We start from the raw sequence: 18,581 nt of genomic DNA, 5'->3' as shown, positions 1-18,581 counted from the left end.
AAAAATACAAATTTACCGCAGAGAACGCGGAGGTCGCGGAGGCAACCTATTTAAACAAGGGTTTCTCCGCGACCTCCGCGACCTCTGCGGTGAAAAAAGCCGCTATTGGACTTTATCATGCTTGGGCTCCAGCCGGTAAAGGGCACAACTCAGTGGCGGCAGAACGACCGCTTCGGAGCCGGTCAGGTGTTGGGGCAGAAGCGAGCCGGGTCCCTGCCATAGCTCTTCCGCTGAATCGAGAAGCTTTTTCCAGCTGCCGGAGGCTGCCGGGAAATTCAGGGAGACCTTTTCCCCTCCGAGATTGAACAGGGCGATTACCCGATCGACGCCTTTCCAGCGGCTCAGCCACAATACCGACGTACCCGCCTGGGTTCCCGCCTCGAGATTTTCCTTGTCCGGATGGCGCAGCGCCGGAAGTTCCTTGCGCAGGCGCAGCAATTGCCGATAGAAATCGAACATCGTCCGGTTGCGACCGTGATGGCGCTGTTCCCGCTTCAATCGGGAGCGGCGGAAGGTTTCGGGATCCTGCGGATCGGGAGGCTCGCCTTTCCATGAGAAGGCCCTGAATTCCTCCCGGCGGCCGCTCCGCACCGCCTCGGCAAGGTCCGGATCGGGGAAACTTACGAAAAAAAGGAAAGGAGCTTCCTCCCCATATTCCTCGCCCATGAAAAGGAGCGGGATATAGGGAGATAAGAGGACTGCCGCGGCTGCTGTTTTAGCGGCCGCGAAACCGGCCACCGTAATCAGCCGCTCCCCCTGCATCCGGTTTCCGATCTGATCATGGTTCTGCGAACAGACCACGAACTGCCTTGCGGGCTGCTCCCGCGAGGAGCTGCCGTGGCGCCTCTGCCGGTACGGTGAATAGCGCCAGTCATAGACGAAGCCTTCGCGAAAGGCCTTGCAGAGGTCCGCGGTCGACCCGAAATCCTGATAATAGGCTTCCCTGTCCTCGGTCAGAAGAGTGTGCAGGGCATGATGAAAATCGTCATGCCACTGGGCATGAAGGCCGTATCCGCCCTGCTCCGCCGTGCGGATGAGACGCACATCGTCAAGATCGCTTTCGGCGATCAGGAGATGCGGCCGTCCCGCTTCCTGCGAGTACTCACCGGTTCTCTCCGCCAACTCCTGCAGAAAATTTCTGGCGGAAAAATCGAAGATCGCATGGACGGCATCGAGACGCAGGGCATCGACATGGTAATCCCGGAACCAGGCAAGGGCGTTCTCGATGAAATAGGCGCGAACCTCGTCGCTGCCGGGTCCGTCGAAGTTGATCGCCTCCCCCCAGGGGGTGCGGTATCGGTCGGTGAAGTAGGGAGCGAATTCCCGCAGGTAATTCCCCTCGGGCCCCAGATGGTTGTAAACGACATCGAGAATGAGAGAGAGGCCTTCCCGGTGGCAGGCATCCACCAGGGCCTTGAATCCGGACGGGCCGCCGTAGCTCGTCTGTACGGCGAAAGGGTAAGCTCCGTCGTACCCCCAGTTGCGCTCGCCGGGGAACTGGGCGACAGGCATGATTTCAATGGCGGTCACTCCCATTTCGTGCAGTTCCGGCAGATGGGGGATGACGGCTGCGAAGGTCCCCTCCGGGGTGAATGTCCCGACGTGCAGCTCGTAGATGACGAAATCTTCAAGGGGGATGCCGCCCCAGTTGTGATCCGACCAGGGAAAGGCACTCTGGTCGATAATTTCCGAAGGGCCGTGAACTCCTTCAGGCTGATACCGGGAAGCCGGATCGGGTCGGTCGTGTTCACCATTCAGGCGGAAGAAATACCGGCTTCCGGGGCTCACCCCGGTAACGACATCCTCCCAGTATCCCAGCTCCCCGGCCTTCAGCGGTACCAGCCGCTCGGGAGATCCCGGGAGATGAACCTCCACCGAATCCGCCCTGGGAGCCCAGACGGTGAACCGGCAGCTTCCGTTTCCGAGATAGCTTGCACCGACTTCCATGATCACATCCCGATCATTTCTCCGACGCACCGGTCGAGGCGCCGAGAATTATTTCGATCCCGTTCATGGGAATCGCCACCCAGTCGGGACGGTTGTTGAGTTCATAGCCGAGTTCGTAGACCGCTTTTTCCAGAAGGTAAGCATTCAGCATCAGCTCCACATCCGCGCTCTCCGCCGGCAGCAGCTCGGTCTCTCCCAGCTGCTGCCGGTAGGCGTCCAGAAAAGCCCCGGCGACATAAGTGTACCAGGTCTTCAGCCAGGGCTCGAGAATCATCTGATCGTTCGAATGATTCCGGACATGCCGATGCAAGGCGGTGAAGGCGGCATAATGGAACGAGCGGATCATCCCGGCCACATCCCTCAGGGGCGAACGCTTCAGGCGCCGCTCGCTCAGGGTGCGCGCCGGCTCCCCCTCGAAGTCGATGATGATGAAATCCTTGCCGGTGAACAGGACCTGACCCAGATGGTAATCCCCATGGATGCGAATCTTGCTTGCCGAAAGCTTGCGTTCGCGGATCCTTCCAAAGCGCAGGAGGATCTCCTTTTCCATCGTCAGAATGCCCTCGGCCGCCGCCCGATTCTTCTCCGTCAGCCGGTCAAGATTCTGGGCCAGAGCCTGGAAAGAGCGCCGGCAAAGGCTGCGCATCGACTGGTAGACGGAGCGCTGGTAGAGAAGCGAGAACTCCTCCGGCCGCCAGACCGGGCCGGCGGTGTTTACCGCCAGGGCCCGATGCATTTCCGCGGTCCTGCGGCCCAGCAGCGCCGCCATCTCCAGGTAAAACGTCCCGATCAGTTCATGCATCTTCTCCGGCAGTTCGGCATAATCGCAGTCGAAAAGGGAAGGACAGGGCTCAGGTGAAGACGGCATAGTGTGATGGAGGGTCAATACCCGTTCGATATAACGGGAGAGAACATCGAGGGTGAACCCCCAGGCATCCCCCTGATTGGAGACATACCCCTGCAGCAGTCCGATGGTCATGGGATCTTTTCCCGGGAGGTGGTACTCGAGCAGACCGGCAAAGGGAGGAATTCGGGGGAATCGAGCTTTTTCGGTAAGAAAGCGCGTGATTTCCGGGTCGGGGTTGATGCCGGTGTCAGGCTGCCTGTAGAGCTTGAGGAAAAAGCGGTCGCCGTACTGCACCGAGCTGTTGCTCTGTTCGGTCTTCAACACGCGGGAAGGAAGGAGGGTTCCCGCTCCTCCTCTCAGTTCGCGAAAGCGGCTTCCTGGAGCCGCGGCAAGCTCACCCCGTTCTCCTTTCAGCTTCCGGCGGCGGGCGATCAGTTGCAGCAGACTGTCCCGGAAATTTTCGTCATGGACTGCATCGAAGAGCATCCCCTCTTCGTCTCCCAGGTTCAGGAAAGCGATGCGGGCCCGGGGCTCTTCCTCCAGAAGGCGTTCGGCCTGCTCCCGGGGCAGCCAGGCCAGGGGAAGAAGGTAGGTTTCCGCCAGGCCTTCCGTATAGCTCACCTTGAAAAGAACCAGCCGGCTGGCTCTTGATTCGGTCCCGAGGGGAAGGCTGTCCACCAGTTCGACCTGGCTGACGAGGCGGGCTTTGCTCCGGAACCAGCGGCAGCGGGGAAGATAATCGGCGATCAGGTCGGCGAAGCGCTCTCCCGTCTTCCCCTTAAGGACAGCCTCCCAGGGGCTACCGCTCCTGAGGGAGAGTCGCGGCAGTTCGGTCTCCAGCATCTGTTCCCGGGTCGGGCGCAGATGGAACCAGTAGTAGTCATGAACGCCAAGGGTCAGGATATAGGGCTCCTTGCGAATGACCGGATAGAGGTTGCGGCTGAACACCTCTTCCGGAACCAGTCCGGCATAACCGGAGAGATCGAGCCGGGCCACCTGAGCGAAGCGGGAGAGATTGACCACCACCAGAAGGATTTCGTCGCCCTGGCTGCGAATGAACGCCAGAACCTTGGGGTTGTCCGGGAGCAGCATCTCCATGGTGCCGCTGCCGAGAGCCTTGAGCCGTTTGCGCATGGAGATGACGCGCCGCATCCACCAGAGGAGGGAGGTGGTATTGCTGACCTGGTTTTCCACATTCACCGACTCGTAATGATACTCCGGCTCGATGACCACCGGCATATAAAGTCTCTGAGGATTGACGCGGGAGAAGCCGGCGTTGCGGTCCGGGCTCCATTGCATCGGAGTGCGCACCCCGTCCCGGTCCCCGAGGTAATAATTGTCTCCCATTCCGATCTCGTCGCCGTAATAAATAATGGGCGTTCCCGGCAGACTGAAGAGAAGGAAATTCATCAATTCGATCCGCCGCCGGCTGTTTGCCAGCAGGGGCGCCAGCCGCCGGCGGATCCCCAGATTGATGCGGGCCCGCGGATCGCTGGCGTAGACCCGGTACATATAGTCGCGCTCCTCATCGGTGACCATCTCCAGGGTCAGCTCGTCATGATTGCGAAGAAAGATGGCCCACTGACAGGAGTCAGGAATGGCGGGAGTCTGTTCCAGAATGTCGATGAGGGGAAACCGGTCTTCCATCTGCAGCGCCATGTACATACGGGGCATGATCGGAAAATGAAAAGCCATGTGGCACTCATCCCCCTCCCCGAAGTACGCGACGGCGTCTTCGGGCCACTGGTTGGCCTCAGCCAGCAGCATGCGGTCCTTGAAACCGGCATCGACATGGGCGCGCAGCTTCTTGAGAAAAGCATGGGTTTCCGGAAGGTTCTCGCAGTTGGTCCCCTCCCGTTCAAACAGATAGGGGACGGCGTCGAGGCGGACTCCGTCCACCCCCATCCCGAACCAGAAATCGATGACGCGAAACATCTCCCTTTGCACCGCCGGGCTCTCGAAGTTGAGATCGGGCTGATGGGCGTAGAAACGGTGCCAGTAATAGGCTTTTGCCACCGGATCCCAGCTCCAGTTGGAGGTTTCGAAATCCTGAAAGATGATCCGAGCGTCGCGGTACTTCTCCGGCGTGTCGCTCCAGACATAGTAATTGCGGTGGACCGAACCGGGGCGCGCCCGGCGGGCCCGCTGGAACCAGGGGTGCTGATCCGACGTGTGGTTGAGAACGAGCTCGGTGATCACCCGGATGCCGCGAGCGTGGGCCGCCTTGAGAAAACGCTTGAAATCGGCAAGTGTGTTGTAGCTGGGATTGACCCTGTAGTAATCGGCGATGTCGTAGCCGTCGTCCCGCAGGGGCGATGGATAGAAAGGCAGAAGCCAGACCGCGGTGATGCCGAGGTCATGCAGATAATCCAGCTTCTCCATCAGCCCGCGGAAATCGCCGATTCCGTTGCCGTCCGAATCGTGAAAGGCCTTGACGTGGAGCTGATAGATCAGCGCGTCGCGGTACCACTGCGGATTGTCGTCGGGCAGGGCATCCTTTGAGGGCATGTCCAGGTCCATCTCCTCATTTTCACATAAAATAATCGAAATCCTGCTCCCGCCGCAGACGGCGGTGCAGACGGAAAATTTTCGCCGGAATCGCCCCGGGATCGAGCTCCACTTCGTTCCAGTCCCTGTGCCAGATGCCCCGGCTGTCGCTGAGCAGTTCATGGACCAGGTAAGGTTGACCGGCTGGGATGGCGAGATCTTCCAGTGGGACCTTGATTTTGGCCGAACGCCGGCTGAAGGGATCGAGGCTGACCGTGATCAGCAGCAGGTTCGTTCCGTCTTCGCTTGCTTTGGTATAGCAGAGGACTTCGTCGCTGTCCGTTTCGCAGAAGCGGACATTCCAGGTGGTCTGCAGGGCGGCATTCTCGCGGCGGATGCGGTTGACCTGGGCAATCAGCTCACGCATGTGCCTCGGATTGCTCCAGTCCCAACATTTGATTTCGTATTTTTCCGAATCGAAATACTCCTCTTTGCCGGGCAGCGCCTCGTTGACGAAGAGTTCGAAAGGTGGACCGTATATTCCGTAATTGCTGGAAAGGGTGGCCGCCAAGATGTAGCGGATGATGAAAGCCGGCCGCCCCCCGTACTGGAGAAACTCGGGGAGGATGTCCGGAGTATTGGGCCAGAAATTCGGCCGGAAAAACTCTCGCACAGGGGGGCGGCACAGCTCGGTGAGATACTGCTCCAGCTCCCATTTGGTATTGCGCCAGGAGAAATAGGTATAAGACTGGCTGAATCCGCCCTTTGCCAGACGGTACATGACTTTGGGCCGGGTGAACGCCTCGGAGAGGAAGATGGCCTCGGGCCTGTCCCGCTTGATCTCCGCGATCACCCATTCCCAGAAAGGAAAGGGCTTGGTATGGGGGTTGTCGACCCGGAAGATGGTGACGCCCCGCTCAATCCAGAAGTCAAAGACGCTCTTCAGCTCCCGCCACAAGTCCTGCCAGGCATCGGTCTCGAAATCGAAGGGAATGATGTCCTCATATCTCTTCGGCGGGTTTTCCGCAAACTGCACGGTCCCGTCCGGCCGCCATCGGAACCAGGCCGGATGCTCCCGCACATAGGGATGGTCGGGGGAGCACTGAAAAGCGACATCCAGAGCGATCCGGATCCCCAGTTCCCGGGCCCGGAGGACGAACCGCTCGAAATCCTCCAAGGGACCTAATTGCGGATGGACCTCCAGGTGGCCTCCATCCGCGGCGCCAATGGCCCATGGGGAGCCGGGATCTTCCTCACCAGCGACCACGGCATTGTTTTTCCCCTTGCGGTTTGTTCGTCCGATCGGGTGAATAGGCGGGAAATAGACGACATCGAACCCCATCCGAGCGATCTCCGGCAGGAGCCGTTCGCATTCCCGGAATGTCCCGTGGCCGTTTTCTTCGGCGCAGCAGGAACGGGGAAAGATTTCGTACCAGGCGCTGAACAGGGCTTCGACGGGCTCTACCGTCACCGCCAGGGTTTTTTCGTAAAAAGCGGCGAGCTCCGGATCGTAATGGATATCCATCAACTCGGCCAGTTCTTCCCTGCCGGCCAGGGCCAGCACCTGGGAATCATCCTCGGCCTGACGTATTCGAACGGCCCAGGATTTGAGCATCTGCGCATCCTCGCTGCCGGCCCGTTCAACTGCCGCGTCGATAAGTTCACCGCCGATGATCCGGTCGATTTCGAGATCCTGCCCCGCCTCGAATTTTTTTGTCAGGTCCTTTCGCCAGGTGCGGAAATGGTCGATGCGGCCCTCGATGGTATAATGCCATGTTCCCAATTCCTCTGCCGTAAAGCTTGCTTCCCAGCGATCGTTGACCAGAGGAACCATGGGAATCTTATGCCACTGGTATTCCTTCCGGCTTCGGTAAAGGAGAAAGGCGCTCACCGAATCATGACCGTCTCCGAACAGGTCGGCCTGGACGACGACTTTCTCCCCGACGACTCTCTTGATGGGGAAGCGGCCGCCATCGATTTCGGGCGCAACCCCTTCGATAACCACCCGGCGGCGGCCGTCGCCGTCTGCTTTCATGCCGTCTTCTTCAGTTCGAACGAGTTGGATAGGTTCTTCCTTGCCGAAGGCCATTGGTAATCCTTTTCAATGCACTGATTCACATAGGGGGAAACCGGTTCCGGAAGTTTCCGGATTCCCGGACATTCAATGAATTCCAAGGAGGGTGTCGGACTATACGGGCCGAAGCGAAAATTTGGAAGCTTGAGACCAGATATTGGCTCGTTTGAGAGCTCATAGCCATAGCTATGGGCCGAAAAAGAGCTGAAATATGGGCCAAGCAGCCGAATTTGCAGCCGGCTCAATGGATAGTCCGACAGCCTCCTAGAGATTACTCTATCAAGGATCGGCGTCCAGGCAAGTCGAGGGAGATTTGAAACAAGCGGCAGTTCCGGCAGTTGCGAAAAGAGGAAAACCTTTTATATATAATTAACAAACAACAAAGGGGGAAGATGAACATGCTGGTTCATGCAATAAGGCATCAGGAGCGCGCCGCAATAGGCGCCTTATCCTTTCTCCAGAACCTGCTGGAGAAGCACAGGAAATGCCCTTTTGCCGTTCGCCTCTGGGAAGGGACAACCTGGAGTCCGACTCCGGAACTCCGTCCGCGGTTCACCCTGGTTCTCAAGCACCCGGGCGCCCTGCGGCGGATGTTTCTGCCGCCGAATCAGCTCACCCTGGGGGAAGCCTATATCTATGACGATTTCGATCTCGAGGGAGATCTCGAAGCGGCCTTCAGCCTGGTCGATTATATTCTTGAGCAGCGCCCTTCCCTGTTCGAAAATCTGCGCCGGGCGCTCTATCTGCTGAGTCTCCCGGCGCAGGAACGGCCAGGGTCCCTGCGTCGGCCGGCCAGGCTCAGGGGCGCTGTCCACTCCGCGGGGCGGGATTCGCTGGCCGTCACCTATCATTACAACGTCTCCAACGATTTCTACCGCTTGTGGCTGGACCAGCAGATGGTCTACTCCTGTGCCTACTTCTCCGCTCCCGATGAAACTCTGGAGGCGGCGCAGGAGCGCAAGCTCGACTACCTCTGCCGGAAACTGCGTCTGAAGAAGGGCGACCGTCTCCTCGATATCGGCTGCGGCTGGGGCGGCCTGATCATCCATGCCGCCAGGCATTACGGGGTGGAGGCGCACGGGATCACTCTAAGCCGGCCGCAAGCTGAACTGGCGAACCAGCGTATCAGGGAGCTGGGGCTGGGGGACCGATGCCGGGCTGAGGTCTGCGATTATCGGGAAGTGGCTGAAACAAGTCGATACGACAAGCTGGTCAGCGTGGGAATGTTCGAGCACGTGGGCGAATCGCGGTTGGGAGATTATTTTGCCAAAGCCTGGCGCCTGTTGCGCCCCGGCGGGGCCTTTCTCAATCATGGCATCGCCTCCACCCTTGCTCAACCTCTTCAGGAAGGCCCTTCCTTCATCAATCGATACGTCTTTCCCGACGGCGAATGCCTTCCGATCGCTACCACTCTGCGCACGGCGGAGGGCTGCGGATTCGAGATTCGCGACGTGGAGAGCCTGCGCGAACATTACGCCATGACCCTGCGCCGCTGGGTGCGGCGATTGGAGGGACGCCGCGAACAGATTCTCCGATTCACTGACGAAGTGACTTATCGGGTCTGGAGGATCTACATGGCCGGGTCGGCCTATGGATTCGGCGTAGGTCGTCTCAATCTTTACCAGACGCTGCTGGTCCGACCGGAGAACGGCGACAGCGGGCTGCCGCTGAGCCGCGCGGACTGGTACGCCTGAGCCCTGAGTGAGGGCCGGAACGAAACGGCGGCATGCATGATGCTAGGATAGAAAGGGTAATCAGATAATCAGAGTACGGAATGGAAAAAGCCGGGAGATGGCTCCCGGCCGGAACGTGGGTGGTGGTTATGGGACGACCTCGGTCAGTCGATGGCCCTTGGGGTTTCCTGAATCCGCTCTTCCATCGGTGCCTGTTCCAATGTTTCACCTTCTTCCAACGACTCTACTCCTTCGCTCGTGCTCTCCTCCTCGCCGAATTCCGGCGACAGTCCGAAGAACTCCTGCTCCTCGGCGGTGGGCGCCAGAGCCCTCAGGGTATTCTCGTCCGGCTCGCCGGTAACGACCAGACCTTCGGAACGTTGGAACTCTTCAAGAGCACTGATTGTATCCGAGTCGAGCTCGCCGCTGATCGCTACATCATACCCTTCGTCCTGCAGGATCTGCTGCACTTCACTGATCTGCTCTTCGTTCAACTGGAAGGATGTTACACTTCCCGTAATGCCCGTTTCGGGAACGTCAGTATGCCGTTCTTCCACTGTCCCCCTCTCACTGCCTGAATATGACTCCCCGGCCGCGAGGGCCAGCCCGGACGAGAACAGTCCGGCGATGAATGCTGTCGCTGTATATAGAACGATTCGTTTCATCTTCTATTCTCCTTCGGCAGTCCACCCACGGTGCCGAAAAAATTCCATCAGGTCCCCTTGAATTCATTTTTAAACACGTTCCCATGGAGTGTCAATGGGGGTAGCTGAGTCTTTGATGCGTGAGGAGTGATCCGGCCCTTATCCTCCTGCTGACGCGGCATTCAAGTCTGCCTCCGGCACCAAAAAAGGAGCCCGCAGGCTCCTTTTTTTCTCTTTACGATGTGTCGTCCCGGTCAGGGGGGTTAATCCTCATAAACAAGCACCCGGATCAGCCCAATGGTCGACCCTTCCTCCATGGTGGTCGAGTCGCTGACCGAAACCACCCTGGTAACCTTGTTTTCCCTGATGAAAGAGTTGATCCGCTCGTCGAGTTCATGCAACTCCCTCTGGGCCTTGAAGGGGGCGAGGGGTTCACCGAAGGTCTTGACCTTGATCATGACAACCTCCCTGAACTGGCTGGTTTACACCTGGACGACCTCTTTGACTTCGGGAACCTTTTCCTTGAGAGTTCTTTCGATTCCCATCTTAAGCGTCATGGTGGACATGGGGCAGGACCCGCAGGCGCCGGTCAGGCGAACGCTGACCACTCCGTCGTCGGAGACGTCCACCAGCTCGACATCGCCGCCGTCAGCCTGCAGAGCGGGACGGACCATATTCAGAACTTCCTGAACTCGCGTTTTCATGAGTAACCTCCTCTATTGTGGTTAAGTATAGCCGCCCCTGCAGTTGAGTGCAACCCGGGCGGCCGTGACAAATCCTATAATTCCCAAAACTCTCCGTATGGTCCGGAGTCCGGAAAATCCCAGCAGGGAAATTCCAGGGCTGATCAAAAATGATGGCGTCGCAAAAACTCAGAGGATGGCTAAGCAAAAATTTCGTCCTACAAGGCCTGGTGGTTTTTCAGGGGCGCAGGCATACATCAGGTATGTCGAGATCCTGAAAAAACGCCGTAACGCCGTAGGGCGGACTTTTTGCGACGCCATCAAACGAAACCGGCCAAGGGCAGGTGAATGTCCCGTATGCGCCGCGCGCACATCAGCTCCGGCCTTCCAATCCCCTTGCCCTGCACCAGAACCTTGAAGGTTTCTCCCATTCCCCCCTCGGGAAGAATAAGGTTCTTGAGGGTCAGGCGAAGAGCACGGGCCCGGTTCTCATCCGCCTCACGGGCCTGCAGCTCGATCAGCCCCTCGACAAAGCCGAGTCCCATGAGGAAGCGATACTGCTCGCCGAAGTAGAGAGGGGTCAGACCCGTCTTTTCACCGGAAATCTGCAGAGAAGAAAAGTCGACATGGGCGGTAATATCCTGACAGCCGAGGTTTCGATAAGGATTGTCGCTGGAGGTGTGCCGATGATAGCACATCAGAGTTCCCTGCCGGCGGAAGGGAGCATACAGCTCTGCGGCCGGATAACCGTAGTCAATAGTGATGACGAAGCCGCGGTTGAGCAGACGACCGACCTGCTCCATCCATCTTCCCGCGTCCAGGTTGACTTCAGCGCGATTCCCTTCGACGGGAGCCACCCCGAGTTCGCGAAAGTGCAGGTCGATTTCCTCCGTGGAAAGGGCTCTCAGTTCTTCGGCAAACTCGTCGCCGCGAGTCACCACAAAAACTTCTCGCAGCTCCCCGCCGCGCTTCTCCACCAGATGAACGGGAAAGGCATCCACCAGTTCATTGCTGAGGAAACAACCTTCCATCCCGGCCAGCTCTTCCAGGGAGCACCAGTCGATGCGATCCAGGTGTCTTTCCAGCAGCTTCCGCTGACGGTGGCGGTTGTCGGGACTGAGTTCCACCAAGCGGTAGCGCAGAGCACGGTAAAAATCAGGATTCTCGTCGCGGACCGCATTGAGAATGTCCAGACAGAGGTGACCTTCTCCGGCGCCCTGCTCGGCCGCCGTAAAAGTCCCTTTCCCCATCAGCTCCCACATCTGACCCATCTGGCGGGCGACCAGACGGCCGAAGAGGGAATGGACGCTGGAGGAGGTGAAAAAGTCTCCCTGCTTGCCGATGCGGGTACGAGGAGCCATATAATAGCCGTACTCCTCATGGTAGAGACAGAGTCTCATGTATTCGGCAAAGGAGATTCCTCCCGCTTCCGCGATGCGGTGACGGACGAATTGTTCAAGTTCCGGTTTGGATTCCGGATGCGGCTGTTCGGTCATAGCTGATCCAGGCGATATCGGCGGACGAGAACCCGTAAAATGAAGCGGCGATTTTAACTCAGCGGAGGCGGGATAGCAAGAACTACATGACAGAACTACATGGACCCATGAAGTGCAGAGGACTGATTTCAGGGGATCAGCCCAAGGACTTTATGTATCTGCAGCAGGTCCTCGGGATCGCTGATAAAGATGGTTGGAATTTGGAGGGATTCGGCGATTTTCAGGTCCACCTGCGGGCGATCCCCGACGAAAAGAAAGCTTTCCGGAGGCCCTCCGATATCCTCGAGCACGTGATGGAAAGACTCCGGATCGGGTTTGGGAGACCAAGTGAACTCGATGGTGTAGAGACGCCTGAAAAGCTCCTCGATGCCGAGCAGCGCCAGAATCTTCTGAGCCAGCGGGAGGCTGTTATTCGTATAAAGATAGAGATCGTAACGGTCTTGGAGGGAATCGAGCAGAGCGTACAGAATGGGGTCCGCCTCGAGATAACGCTCGGGACGCACCTTCTTCAGCAAGGCATGGTGAAACGAGCGGATGTCGATTCCTAGTTCCTGGCAGGTGTGGGTCAGGGTGGGCGTCTCTTCCAGAGTTTCGGTCAGTCGCTGCCGAGCCCGGCGCAGCATCTGCTTCGCCTCCGTTATCGAGATGCCCCTGCTTTCGGAAACAAGCCCTGCGGCAGCCGTGAAGATTTCCTCGCCCACCTCCGGGCGAAGATACAAAGTGCCGTCGAGATCGAAGACAATGGAACGGATATCGTTTGGGCTGTGCAGCATGGCAGGGTCCACATCCGGTGTTTTCTTAGCAAGACGACGTTCCGAAGCCTATGGCGACTTGATGACTTCAAGACAGTCTAACACCGAACGGATGGATGTCAAAGTCGTTTCGGAAATTTTCAACGCAATTCTAGCCACTTATGCCGATTGACGAATCCCGGAGCTATGATAAATTGGATGGCCAGTCGAACTTGATGCCTCCGCAAAATTCAGAGGAATGGCTAAGCATCAAACCTCACCGATGCCGGCGAGCAACGATTTCATAGGGCAGGTTGCTGAAAACTCCGTTCACACCCAGACGAAGGAGATCATCCAATCGGCCCGGATCGTCTACTGTGTATGGCGTGACGGCCAGACCGAGGCGGTGACTGGCCGCAATCATCGCTCGGGAGACTCGGTCCTGTCGAGGGTTGAGGCTCTCGGCCCCGCATTCCGCGGCCTTCTTCAGAGGCAGGCGCCAGAAGGGGGAATCGAGCAGAAAAGCCAGGGGCAGGAGGGGATCGGCCCGGCGCAGCCGGAACAGGATTTCATGGTCGAAAGAAGAAATCAGCGCCCTGGAACGGGGATAGGACCGGAGCAGTTCAAGGACTGGGGCTCCGGCATCGGGATCCTTGATCTCCAAGTTCAGACGCAGGCCTTCCCCCGCCCAGAGCAGCACTTCTTCCACTGTCGGCAGGCGCTCGCCGGTAAAACCGGAACCGAACCACCTCCCCGCATCCAGGCTCTGCAGTTCACTGACCGACATCCGGTTCACCCGCCCCTGTCCGTCGGTGGTCCGGTCCACCGTGTCATCGTGAATGACAACAGGCACACCATCCCGGCTTAACCGCACATCGAATTCAATGCCGTCCGCGCCGGCGGACTCCGCCGCCCGGAAGGCGGCCATGGTATTCTCTGGAGCCGACGCAGAAGCTCCCCGATGGGCCCAGAGGAAAAAAATATCCATAAATCCAGCACTCATGGGCTTCCCTTGAGAACCGGGAACCCGCGCAGCTGCCAACCCCAGATGCCACCTTCCATATTGTAGACTTCGGAATAGCCCTGCCGAACAAGATAGGCTGCCACCTGGGAACTGCGTGAGCCCACCGCGCAGTAGACCAGAATCGGACGGTCCCCGGGGACTTCAGACAGACGACGCAAGAACTGATCGGTCGGGATTAGGCGTGCTCCCTCGATCCGGACCTGCAGGTACTCTTCGGGACTCCGTACGTCCAGCAGAAAAATCCGACCATTCTCTTGCAGAAGAGCTCGGGATTCGGCTGCCGAAATATTTCGGGATCCCGCGGCAGCAGGGAGAACGGAAAGAAACACCAGGATAAAAACAAAGAGGGAACGTCTGAACATGAATTTTTCCGCCTTCTTTTATCGGTTTTTTTAATATCATAGTCTTTTCCATATATAGTTTCCAGCACTTTTGCTTCACGAGAAAACAAATGATCTCATTTCACAAGGGGCAGCCCCCCTGAGATTGCCCGGAAGGGACTAGGAGGGTGTCGGACTATACGGGCCGAAGCGCGCCCGCCTCCTTCGGACACTTCCCTCGCGCCAAAACGGAACGGATGCTCTCGACAGTCTTTTCTTTAAATCCGTAACGCATCAATGATTCCCGGCATTTTCCGCCAGATCGTCGAACGTCCTGATCATCTGCTCAAAGGCCGGATGGAACCGGCTGCGAATATCTTCGACTATTTTTTCGGCGGTTTCGGGATTGTAGGTGTGAGAACTGAGGTTTCGTGCTCTGATCATCTCCATCCAGGTTTCGCCATCTTCGATCAGGCCGTTTCTGAAGCAGGAATATAAGAGAAAAACAATCGGAGCAGCGGTAATATGACTTTAGCTCCGCGAGGCATCTGTGTTAAAAAGACCGCTGAAAACCGGACTTAATTGATCCCCTTTGGAGAATATACGATGCGCAACGAAATCATCTACGTCGTCGGACATCGCAACCCCGATACCGACTCCGTCTGCAGCGCCATGGCCTACGCCGAGTTGCGCCGGCGGCAGGGAATGACCGACGTACGCCCCGCCCGGGCGGGGAACCTGAACCGGCAGACGGAATTCGTACTCAACGAGCTCTCCCTGCCCTTGCCGGAACTGATCAACGACGTGCACCCCCGGGTACGCGACGTGATCGCCGAGCAGGTAGTCACGATAACGGCCGATACGCCCCTGTCCCAGGCGATGGAACTCTTTCACCGGCACGACATCCGTCAGGTGCCGGTGGTCGATGCCGACCGGCGGCCTCTGGGACTGCTGGTCCTCAAGCGCCTCACCGAGCATATTCTGATTCCGCGCCGCGAAGCAGAGATCCGCCGCGTGCTCGCCTCCCCGCGGTCGGTGCAGGCCTGCCTGCAGGCCAGGGTCCTGACCGAACACCAGGCCGACAGCGTGGAGGAGCTCAAACTCTATGTCGGGGCGATGGCCTCGGGGACGTTTCGTGACAAGATCCAGGGGCTCGACCCCCGCACCATGGTCCTGCTCACCGGCAACCGGGAGAATATTCAGAGCGAAGCGGTGGACATCGGCGTGCGCGTCCTCGTGGTCACCGGAGGCCTGCCGGTTTCCGCTGCCATTCTGGAGAGGGCCCGGGAGAAAAGGGTGACGGTCCTGTCGACTCCCTTCGACACGGCCACCAGCGCCTGGCTGACCCGGCTGGCGACGCCGGTGGGCAAACTGGTCGTCGATTCGTTCCCCCGCATCGGCCTGGGAGATCGGGTGGACGATCTGCGGTTCAAGCTACTCCACAGCAGCGACCCCGGAGCCATCGTTCTAGATCGGGACGGCCGGGTCGCCGGCATGGCCACCAAGAGCAATCTGCTGGCGCCGTCGCCGGTCAAGTTGATCCTGGTCGATCACAACGAACTCTCCCAGGCCGTTTCCGGCGCCGAGAAGGTCGAGATCCTCGAAATCGTCGATCACCACCGCCTCGGCAACTTTCATACCGATCAGCCGATCCGCTTCATCAATCAGCCTCTCGGCAGCACCTGCACCGTCGTCGCCACCCTCTACCGGCAGTCCGGCATCGTCCCGGAGCCTTCGTGCGCCGCCCTGATGCTTGCCGGTCTCCTCTCCGATACGGTCATCCTCAAGTCGCCGACCACCACCGATATCGACCGGGAGATCGCCGTCTGGCTGGGGAGTCTCGCCGCGCTCGACCCCGAGGAGTTCGGCCGCCGCATTTTTCAGGCCGGCAGCGCCCTGGCCGCCTACCCTTCCCGCAGAGAACTGGTCCTTTCCGACTTCAAAGAGTTTTCCGCCGGCGACAAGAAATTCGGCATCGGTCAGGTCGAAGTGGTCAGTTTTCAGGAATTCCATGAGCTGAGAGAGGAAATCGAAGCGGCCCTGGAAGCGGTGAAGGAGGAGAAGAGGCTCGGCACCGTCGGGCTTCTGGTCACCGACATCGTCCAGGAAACCAGTCTGCTGCTGGCGCTCGGCAGCAGAGAACTCCCCTACATCATCGGCTATCCCCAGGCCGGGGAAAATCTCTACGAGCTCAAGGGCGTCCTCTCCCGCAAGAAACAGCTGGTGCCGCATCTGCTGAAGGTCCTCAAGTAAGATGGCGCCATCCTCCCCAATTACCTTCTCACTTGCCTATTTGAAATCCCTATCGGCGGCGATATCATTAAACGCAACCCGAACAGGGAGCTTCGTCATGATCACTGTACGCAAATCGCAGGAGCGCGGCCATGTTCAGGAAGACTGGCTGGACAGCCGCCATACCTTTTCCTTCGGCGAATATCACGATCCCGGCCACATGGGTTTCCGCGCCCTGCGGGTCATCAACGAGGATCGGGTGCAGCCCGGCAGGGGCTTCCCCCTGCATCCCCACCACGACATGGAGATCATCACCTTCATCATCGAAGGGGCGCTGGAACACCGGGACGACATGGGAAACCGTGAGATCATCCGCGCCGGGGAAATCCAGCGCATCACCGCCGGCGCCGGCATCCGCCACAGCGAGGCGAACCCTTCCGACCACGAGCCCGTCCATCTGCTGCAGATCTGGATCTTTCCGGAGAAGAAAGGTCTTCCCCCCGGCTATGAGATGAAGCGCTTCGCCTCGGCCCCAGCCAACGAGCTGAGCCTCCTCATTTCCCGGGACGGGCGGAAAGGGTCGGCCCTCCTTCATCAGGATGCCGCCGTTTACTTCGCGAAACTGGAGGCCGGCAGGAACCTGGAATGGTCTCTACCCACCGGCCGCCATGCCTGGCTGCAGGTGATCGACGGGGCACTCGATCTGAACGGGACGAGGCTGGAGAGCGGCGACGGCGCCGCCGTGAGTGATGAGGAGATGCTGAAGCTGGCGGGACGGGAGGCTTCCCGGTTCATCCTTTTCGACCTGCAGTAGAGACGTGAGCGGGAAAGTTTCCAGGGTTTTCAGCGCAGCGGATCGAACAGGAACTCCAGCCCGTTGACCTTGATTTCGTAGACCGCCCGCAGCATCGTACCGAGTTTCCCCTCGGGGAAACCTTGCTGGGCGAACCAGACGACATAAGGTTCAGGCAGATCGATGAGAAGCCATCCCTGATGCTTGCCGAAAGGCATGCGCGCCCCCGCCAGCTCCAGCAGCGCCGCGTGATCCAAGGAAAATTCCATTTTTACGCCAGTTCCTCGATCAGAGCGGCAAAGGTGTCCACCCTCCTGGCCTTCTTCATCTGTCTGATCTCCCCGCCGAAGTCGGGATCGTCCATGAAGGCCAGAACTTCCTTGACCTTGCCCAGCACCTGGGCCTCGCCGCAGAACAGCTCGCCGTAGCGCTCCAGGGTCTGCCCCAGATACCTCCTCAGCATTGCCGCCCGCTCCCGCCGCTCAGGCTCGGCGGGCTCCCGCCCGCGCAGGCGCTCGAACAGCAGAGGATCGGCGACGGCGCCGCGGCCGAGCATGAGCCCGGCGGCGCCGGTTTCCCGCAAGATCCGCAGACCCTCGACCGCGCTGCGGATGTCGCCGTTGGCGATCACCGGCAGGCGCGTCCGGCGCACCACCTCTGCAGTCACGGCATGGTCCGCCCGCCCGGTATACTGCTGGATCACCGTGCGGGGATGCAGCACCAGGAAATCGACCCCGGCGCCCTCGAGCAGAGGAATAAGAGAGTGCACCAGCGCGGAGTCCTCGTAGCCGGCCCGCATCTTCACCGAAAAGGTCCCTGAAATCGCCCCGCGGAGAGCGGGGATGATTTCCGCCAGTTTCTCCGGTTCGCGCAGCATCCCGCCGCCGGTGAGGCCTTTGGTCATGCGTCCGTAAGGACATCCCATATTGAGGTTGATATGCCGGGCTCCGGCCGCCTCGGCGGCCCGCGCCGCTGAGACCAGGGCCTCGCGGCCATGGCCGATCAGCTGTACCACCAGGGGAACGCCCCCTTCAGCGGCAGCGGCCTCGCGCAGATCGCCGGCGGAGAGGCGGCGCCGGGCACTCTCCGAGTGAACCCGCATGAACTCGGTGAAGACGACATCGGGGCGCACCCACTCGATAAAGAGGGAGCGCAAGGCACGATTAGTCACCCCCTGCATGGGAGCCAGCATCAGGGGGGAGAGCCCCGAGGGCCAGGGGAGCTCCCGGAGTGCTTCGGCTGTTCCATTTTTGACCCGTTCGAAACGGTCAGACATCCTGTCCATCTCTCTCTATAAGTATGGCAAAGCCGGACCAATGGGGGTCCGGCGGAGGTGATAAACATGGTGAGGCGATCGTTGTTCCTTTACGCCCATTATGTACTAATCCCCCTCTGATTGCCTCAGAAAAATTTCCTTCTCCCATGGACGAAGCAGGAGTTGGAGTTCTCGCGGCCGATCATCCCGCCCTGTCGGGAGCCCTAAATTAAAGAGCCCCGGCGGCAACCGGGGCTCTTTCGTTATCACTGATGTCGAATCTTTCAGTATCCCCTTTGGGGATTTCATCTGGATCTACCAGATATTTTTTCAGTGTTATTGATTATGGGGGGTGGTTCCTACGCGGCCCGGCGG

General features: G+C 59.0%; 16 protein-coding genes. 3 read left to right on the top strand and 13 right to left on the bottom strand.

Annotated features, from left to right (window positions below):
* Positions 1-102: 102 nt before the first annotated feature.
* From treZ to DTF_RS0112680, 3 genes are read right to left on the bottom strand one after another with little or no spacing between them, the layout of a single operon-like run.
* Positions 103-1,947: a malto-oligosyltrehalose trehalohydrolase gene (treZ, locus tag DTF_RS0112690; protein ID WP_027715617.1), complete on the bottom strand. Its 1,845-nt coding sequence runs from the start codon at positions 1,945-1,947 to the stop codon at positions 103-105.
* 13 nt (positions 1,948-1,960) lie between these two features.
* Positions 1,961-5,302, bottom strand: a complete 3,342-nt coding sequence (treS, locus tag DTF_RS0112685) for a maltose alpha-D-glucosyltransferase (RefSeq protein ID WP_027715616.1) — start codon at positions 5,300-5,302, stop codon at positions 1,961-1,963.
* A 22-nt stretch (positions 5,303-5,324) separates the two neighbouring features.
* A complete protein-coding gene (locus tag DTF_RS0112680; RefSeq protein WP_027715615.1) occupies positions 5,325-7,316 on the bottom strand; it encodes an alpha-1,4-glucan--maltose-1-phosphate maltosyltransferase in 1,992 nt (663 codons plus the stop codon).
* 437 nt (positions 7,317-7,753) lie between these two features.
* Between DTF_RS0112680 and DTF_RS0112675 the strand changes: the two genes are divergently transcribed.
* On the top strand, positions 7,754-9,049 hold the full coding sequence (locus tag DTF_RS0112675; protein WP_027715614.1) for a cyclopropane-fatty-acyl-phospholipid synthase family protein: 1,296 nt from the start codon (positions 7,754-7,756) through the stop codon (positions 9,047-9,049).
* A 143-nt stretch (positions 9,050-9,192) separates the two neighbouring features.
* Here DTF_RS0112675 and DTF_RS0112670 read toward each other — a convergent pair whose 3' ends face one another.
* From DTF_RS0112670 to DTF_RS26160, 8 genes are all read right to left on the bottom strand, one after another.
* Entirely contained in the window at positions 9,193-9,693 is a 501-nt protein-coding gene (locus DTF_RS0112670; RefSeq protein WP_027715613.1) for a peptidoglycan-binding domain-containing protein, read from the bottom strand.
* Between the two features lie 242 nt (positions 9,694-9,935).
* On the bottom strand, positions 9,936-10,130 hold the full coding sequence (locus DTF_RS0112665; RefSeq protein WP_027715612.1) for a hypothetical protein: 195 nt from the start codon (positions 10,128-10,130) through the stop codon (positions 9,936-9,938).
* Positions 10,131-10,154: 24 nt separating this feature from the next.
* The gene (locus DTF_RS0112660; RefSeq protein WP_027715611.1) at positions 10,155-10,376 is read right to left on the bottom strand and encodes a NifU family protein; all 222 of its coding nucleotides are present in this window, start codon (positions 10,374-10,376) and stop codon (positions 10,155-10,157) included.
* 299 nt (positions 10,377-10,675) lie between these two features.
* On the bottom strand, positions 10,676-11,851 hold the full coding sequence (locus DTF_RS23440; RefSeq protein WP_035056999.1) for a class I SAM-dependent methyltransferase: 1,176 nt from the start codon (positions 11,849-11,851) through the stop codon (positions 10,676-10,678).
* A 128-nt stretch (positions 11,852-11,979) separates the two neighbouring features.
* Positions 11,980-12,624, bottom strand: a complete 645-nt coding sequence (locus tag DTF_RS23435; RefSeq protein ID WP_051361278.1) for an HAD family hydrolase — start codon at positions 12,622-12,624, stop codon at positions 11,980-11,982.
* 235 nt (positions 12,625-12,859) lie between these two features.
* Positions 12,860-13,585, bottom strand: a complete 726-nt coding sequence (locus DTF_RS0112645; RefSeq protein WP_027715610.1) for a glycerophosphodiester phosphodiesterase family protein — start codon at positions 13,583-13,585, stop codon at positions 12,860-12,862.
* Positions 13,582-13,968, bottom strand: coding sequence for a rhodanese-like domain-containing protein (locus DTF_RS0112640; RefSeq protein WP_027715609.1), 387 nt, complete (start codon positions 13,966-13,968; stop codon positions 13,582-13,584). The genes DTF_RS0112645 and DTF_RS0112640 overlap by 4 nt, the downstream gene beginning before the upstream one ends.
* A gap of 252 nt (positions 13,969-14,220) precedes the next feature.
* Entirely contained in the window at positions 14,221-14,370 is a 150-nt protein-coding gene (locus DTF_RS26160) for a nucleotidyltransferase substrate binding protein (protein WP_369798567.1), read from the bottom strand.
* A gap of 162 nt (positions 14,371-14,532) precedes the next feature.
* Between DTF_RS26160 and DTF_RS0112630 the strand changes: the two genes are divergently transcribed.
* Positions 14,533-16,179: a putative manganese-dependent inorganic diphosphatase gene (locus tag DTF_RS0112630; protein ID WP_027715608.1), complete on the top strand. Its 1,647-nt coding sequence runs from the start codon at positions 14,533-14,535 to the stop codon at positions 16,177-16,179.
* 97 nt (positions 16,180-16,276) lie between these two features.
* Positions 16,277-16,972 (top strand): pirin family protein, encoded by a 696-nt coding sequence (locus DTF_RS0112625; protein WP_027715607.1) that lies wholly within the window; start codon positions 16,277-16,279, stop codon positions 16,970-16,972.
* A gap of 29 nt (positions 16,973-17,001) precedes the next feature.
* Here DTF_RS0112625 and DTF_RS0112620 read toward each other — a convergent pair whose 3' ends face one another.
* Together DTF_RS0112620 and DTF_RS0112615 are read right to left on the bottom strand one after the other, a co-directional pair.
* Positions 17,002-17,220, bottom strand: coding sequence for a DUF3820 family protein (locus DTF_RS0112620; RefSeq protein ID WP_027715606.1), 219 nt, complete (start codon positions 17,218-17,220; stop codon positions 17,002-17,004).
* Between the two features lie 2 nt (positions 17,221-17,222).
* Entirely contained in the window at positions 17,223-18,227 is a 1,005-nt protein-coding gene (locus DTF_RS0112615; RefSeq protein ID WP_226989330.1) for a tRNA-dihydrouridine synthase, read from the bottom strand.
* Positions 18,228-18,581 lie beyond the last annotated feature (354 nt).

It is taken from the genome of Desulfuromonas sp. TF (genome assembly GCF_000472285.1).
Taxonomy (GTDB): Bacteria; Desulfobacterota; Desulfuromonadia; order Desulfuromonadales; family ATBO01; genus ATBO01.
Note: the sequence above shows the minus strand (reverse complement) of the source record. Positions and strands in the feature narration are given on the sequence as shown.

Bases quoted from the DNA above. Each gene is read 5' to 3' on its own strand.
- DTF_RS23440 (WP_035056999.1), bottom strand. From the start codon at position 11,851: ATGACCGAACAGCCGCATCCGGAATCCAAACCGGAACTTGAACAATTC.
- DTF_RS0112625 (WP_027715607.1), top strand. From the start codon at position 16,277: ATGATCACTGTACGCAAATCGCAGGAGCGCGGCCATGTTCAGGAAGAC.
- DTF_RS0112660 (WP_027715611.1), bottom strand. From the start codon at position 10,376: ATGAAAACGCGAGTTCAGGAAGTTCTGAATATGGTCCGTCCCGCTCTG.
- DTF_RS23435 (WP_051361278.1), bottom strand. From the start codon at position 12,624: ATGCTGCACAGCCCAAACGATATCCGTTCCATTGTCTTCGATCTCGAC.
- DTF_RS0112680 (WP_027715615.1), bottom strand. From the start codon at position 7,316: ATGAAAGCAGACGGCGACGGCCGCCGCCGGGTGGTTATCGAAGGGGTT.
- DTF_RS26160 (WP_369798567.1), bottom strand. From the start codon at position 14,370: ATGATCAGAGCACGAAACCTCAGTTCTCACACCTACAATCCCGAAACC.
- DTF_RS0112630 (WP_027715608.1), top strand. From the start codon at position 14,533: ATGCGCAACGAAATCATCTACGTCGTCGGACATCGCAACCCCGATACC.
- treS (WP_027715616.1), bottom strand. From the start codon at position 5,302: ATGCCCTCAAAGGATGCCCTGCCCGACGACAATCCGCAGTGGTACCGC.
- DTF_RS0112675 (WP_027715614.1), top strand. From the start codon at position 7,754: ATGCTGGTTCATGCAATAAGGCATCAGGAGCGCGCCGCAATAGGCGCC.
- treZ (WP_027715617.1), bottom strand. From the start codon at position 1,947: ATGGAAGTCGGTGCAAGCTATCTCGGAAACGGAAGCTGCCGGTTCACC.
- DTF_RS0112670 (WP_027715613.1), bottom strand. From the start codon at position 9,693: ATGAAACGAATCGTTCTATATACAGCGACAGCATTCATCGCCGGACTG.
- DTF_RS0112640 (WP_027715609.1), bottom strand. From the start codon at position 13,968: ATGTTCAGACGTTCCCTCTTTGTTTTTATCCTGGTGTTTCTTTCCGTT.
- DTF_RS0112615 (WP_226989330.1), bottom strand. From the start codon at position 18,227: ATGTCTGACCGTTTCGAACGGGTCAAAAATGGAACAGCCGAAGCACTC.
- DTF_RS0112620 (WP_027715606.1), bottom strand. From the start codon at position 17,220: ATGGAATTTTCCTTGGATCACGCGGCGCTGCTGGAGCTGGCGGGGGCG.
- DTF_RS0112665 (WP_027715612.1), bottom strand. From the start codon at position 10,130: ATGATCAAGGTCAAGACCTTCGGTGAACCCCTCGCCCCCTTCAAGGCC.
- DTF_RS0112645 (WP_027715610.1), bottom strand. From the start codon at position 13,585: ATGAGTGCTGGATTTATGGATATTTTTTTCCTCTGGGCCCATCGGGGA.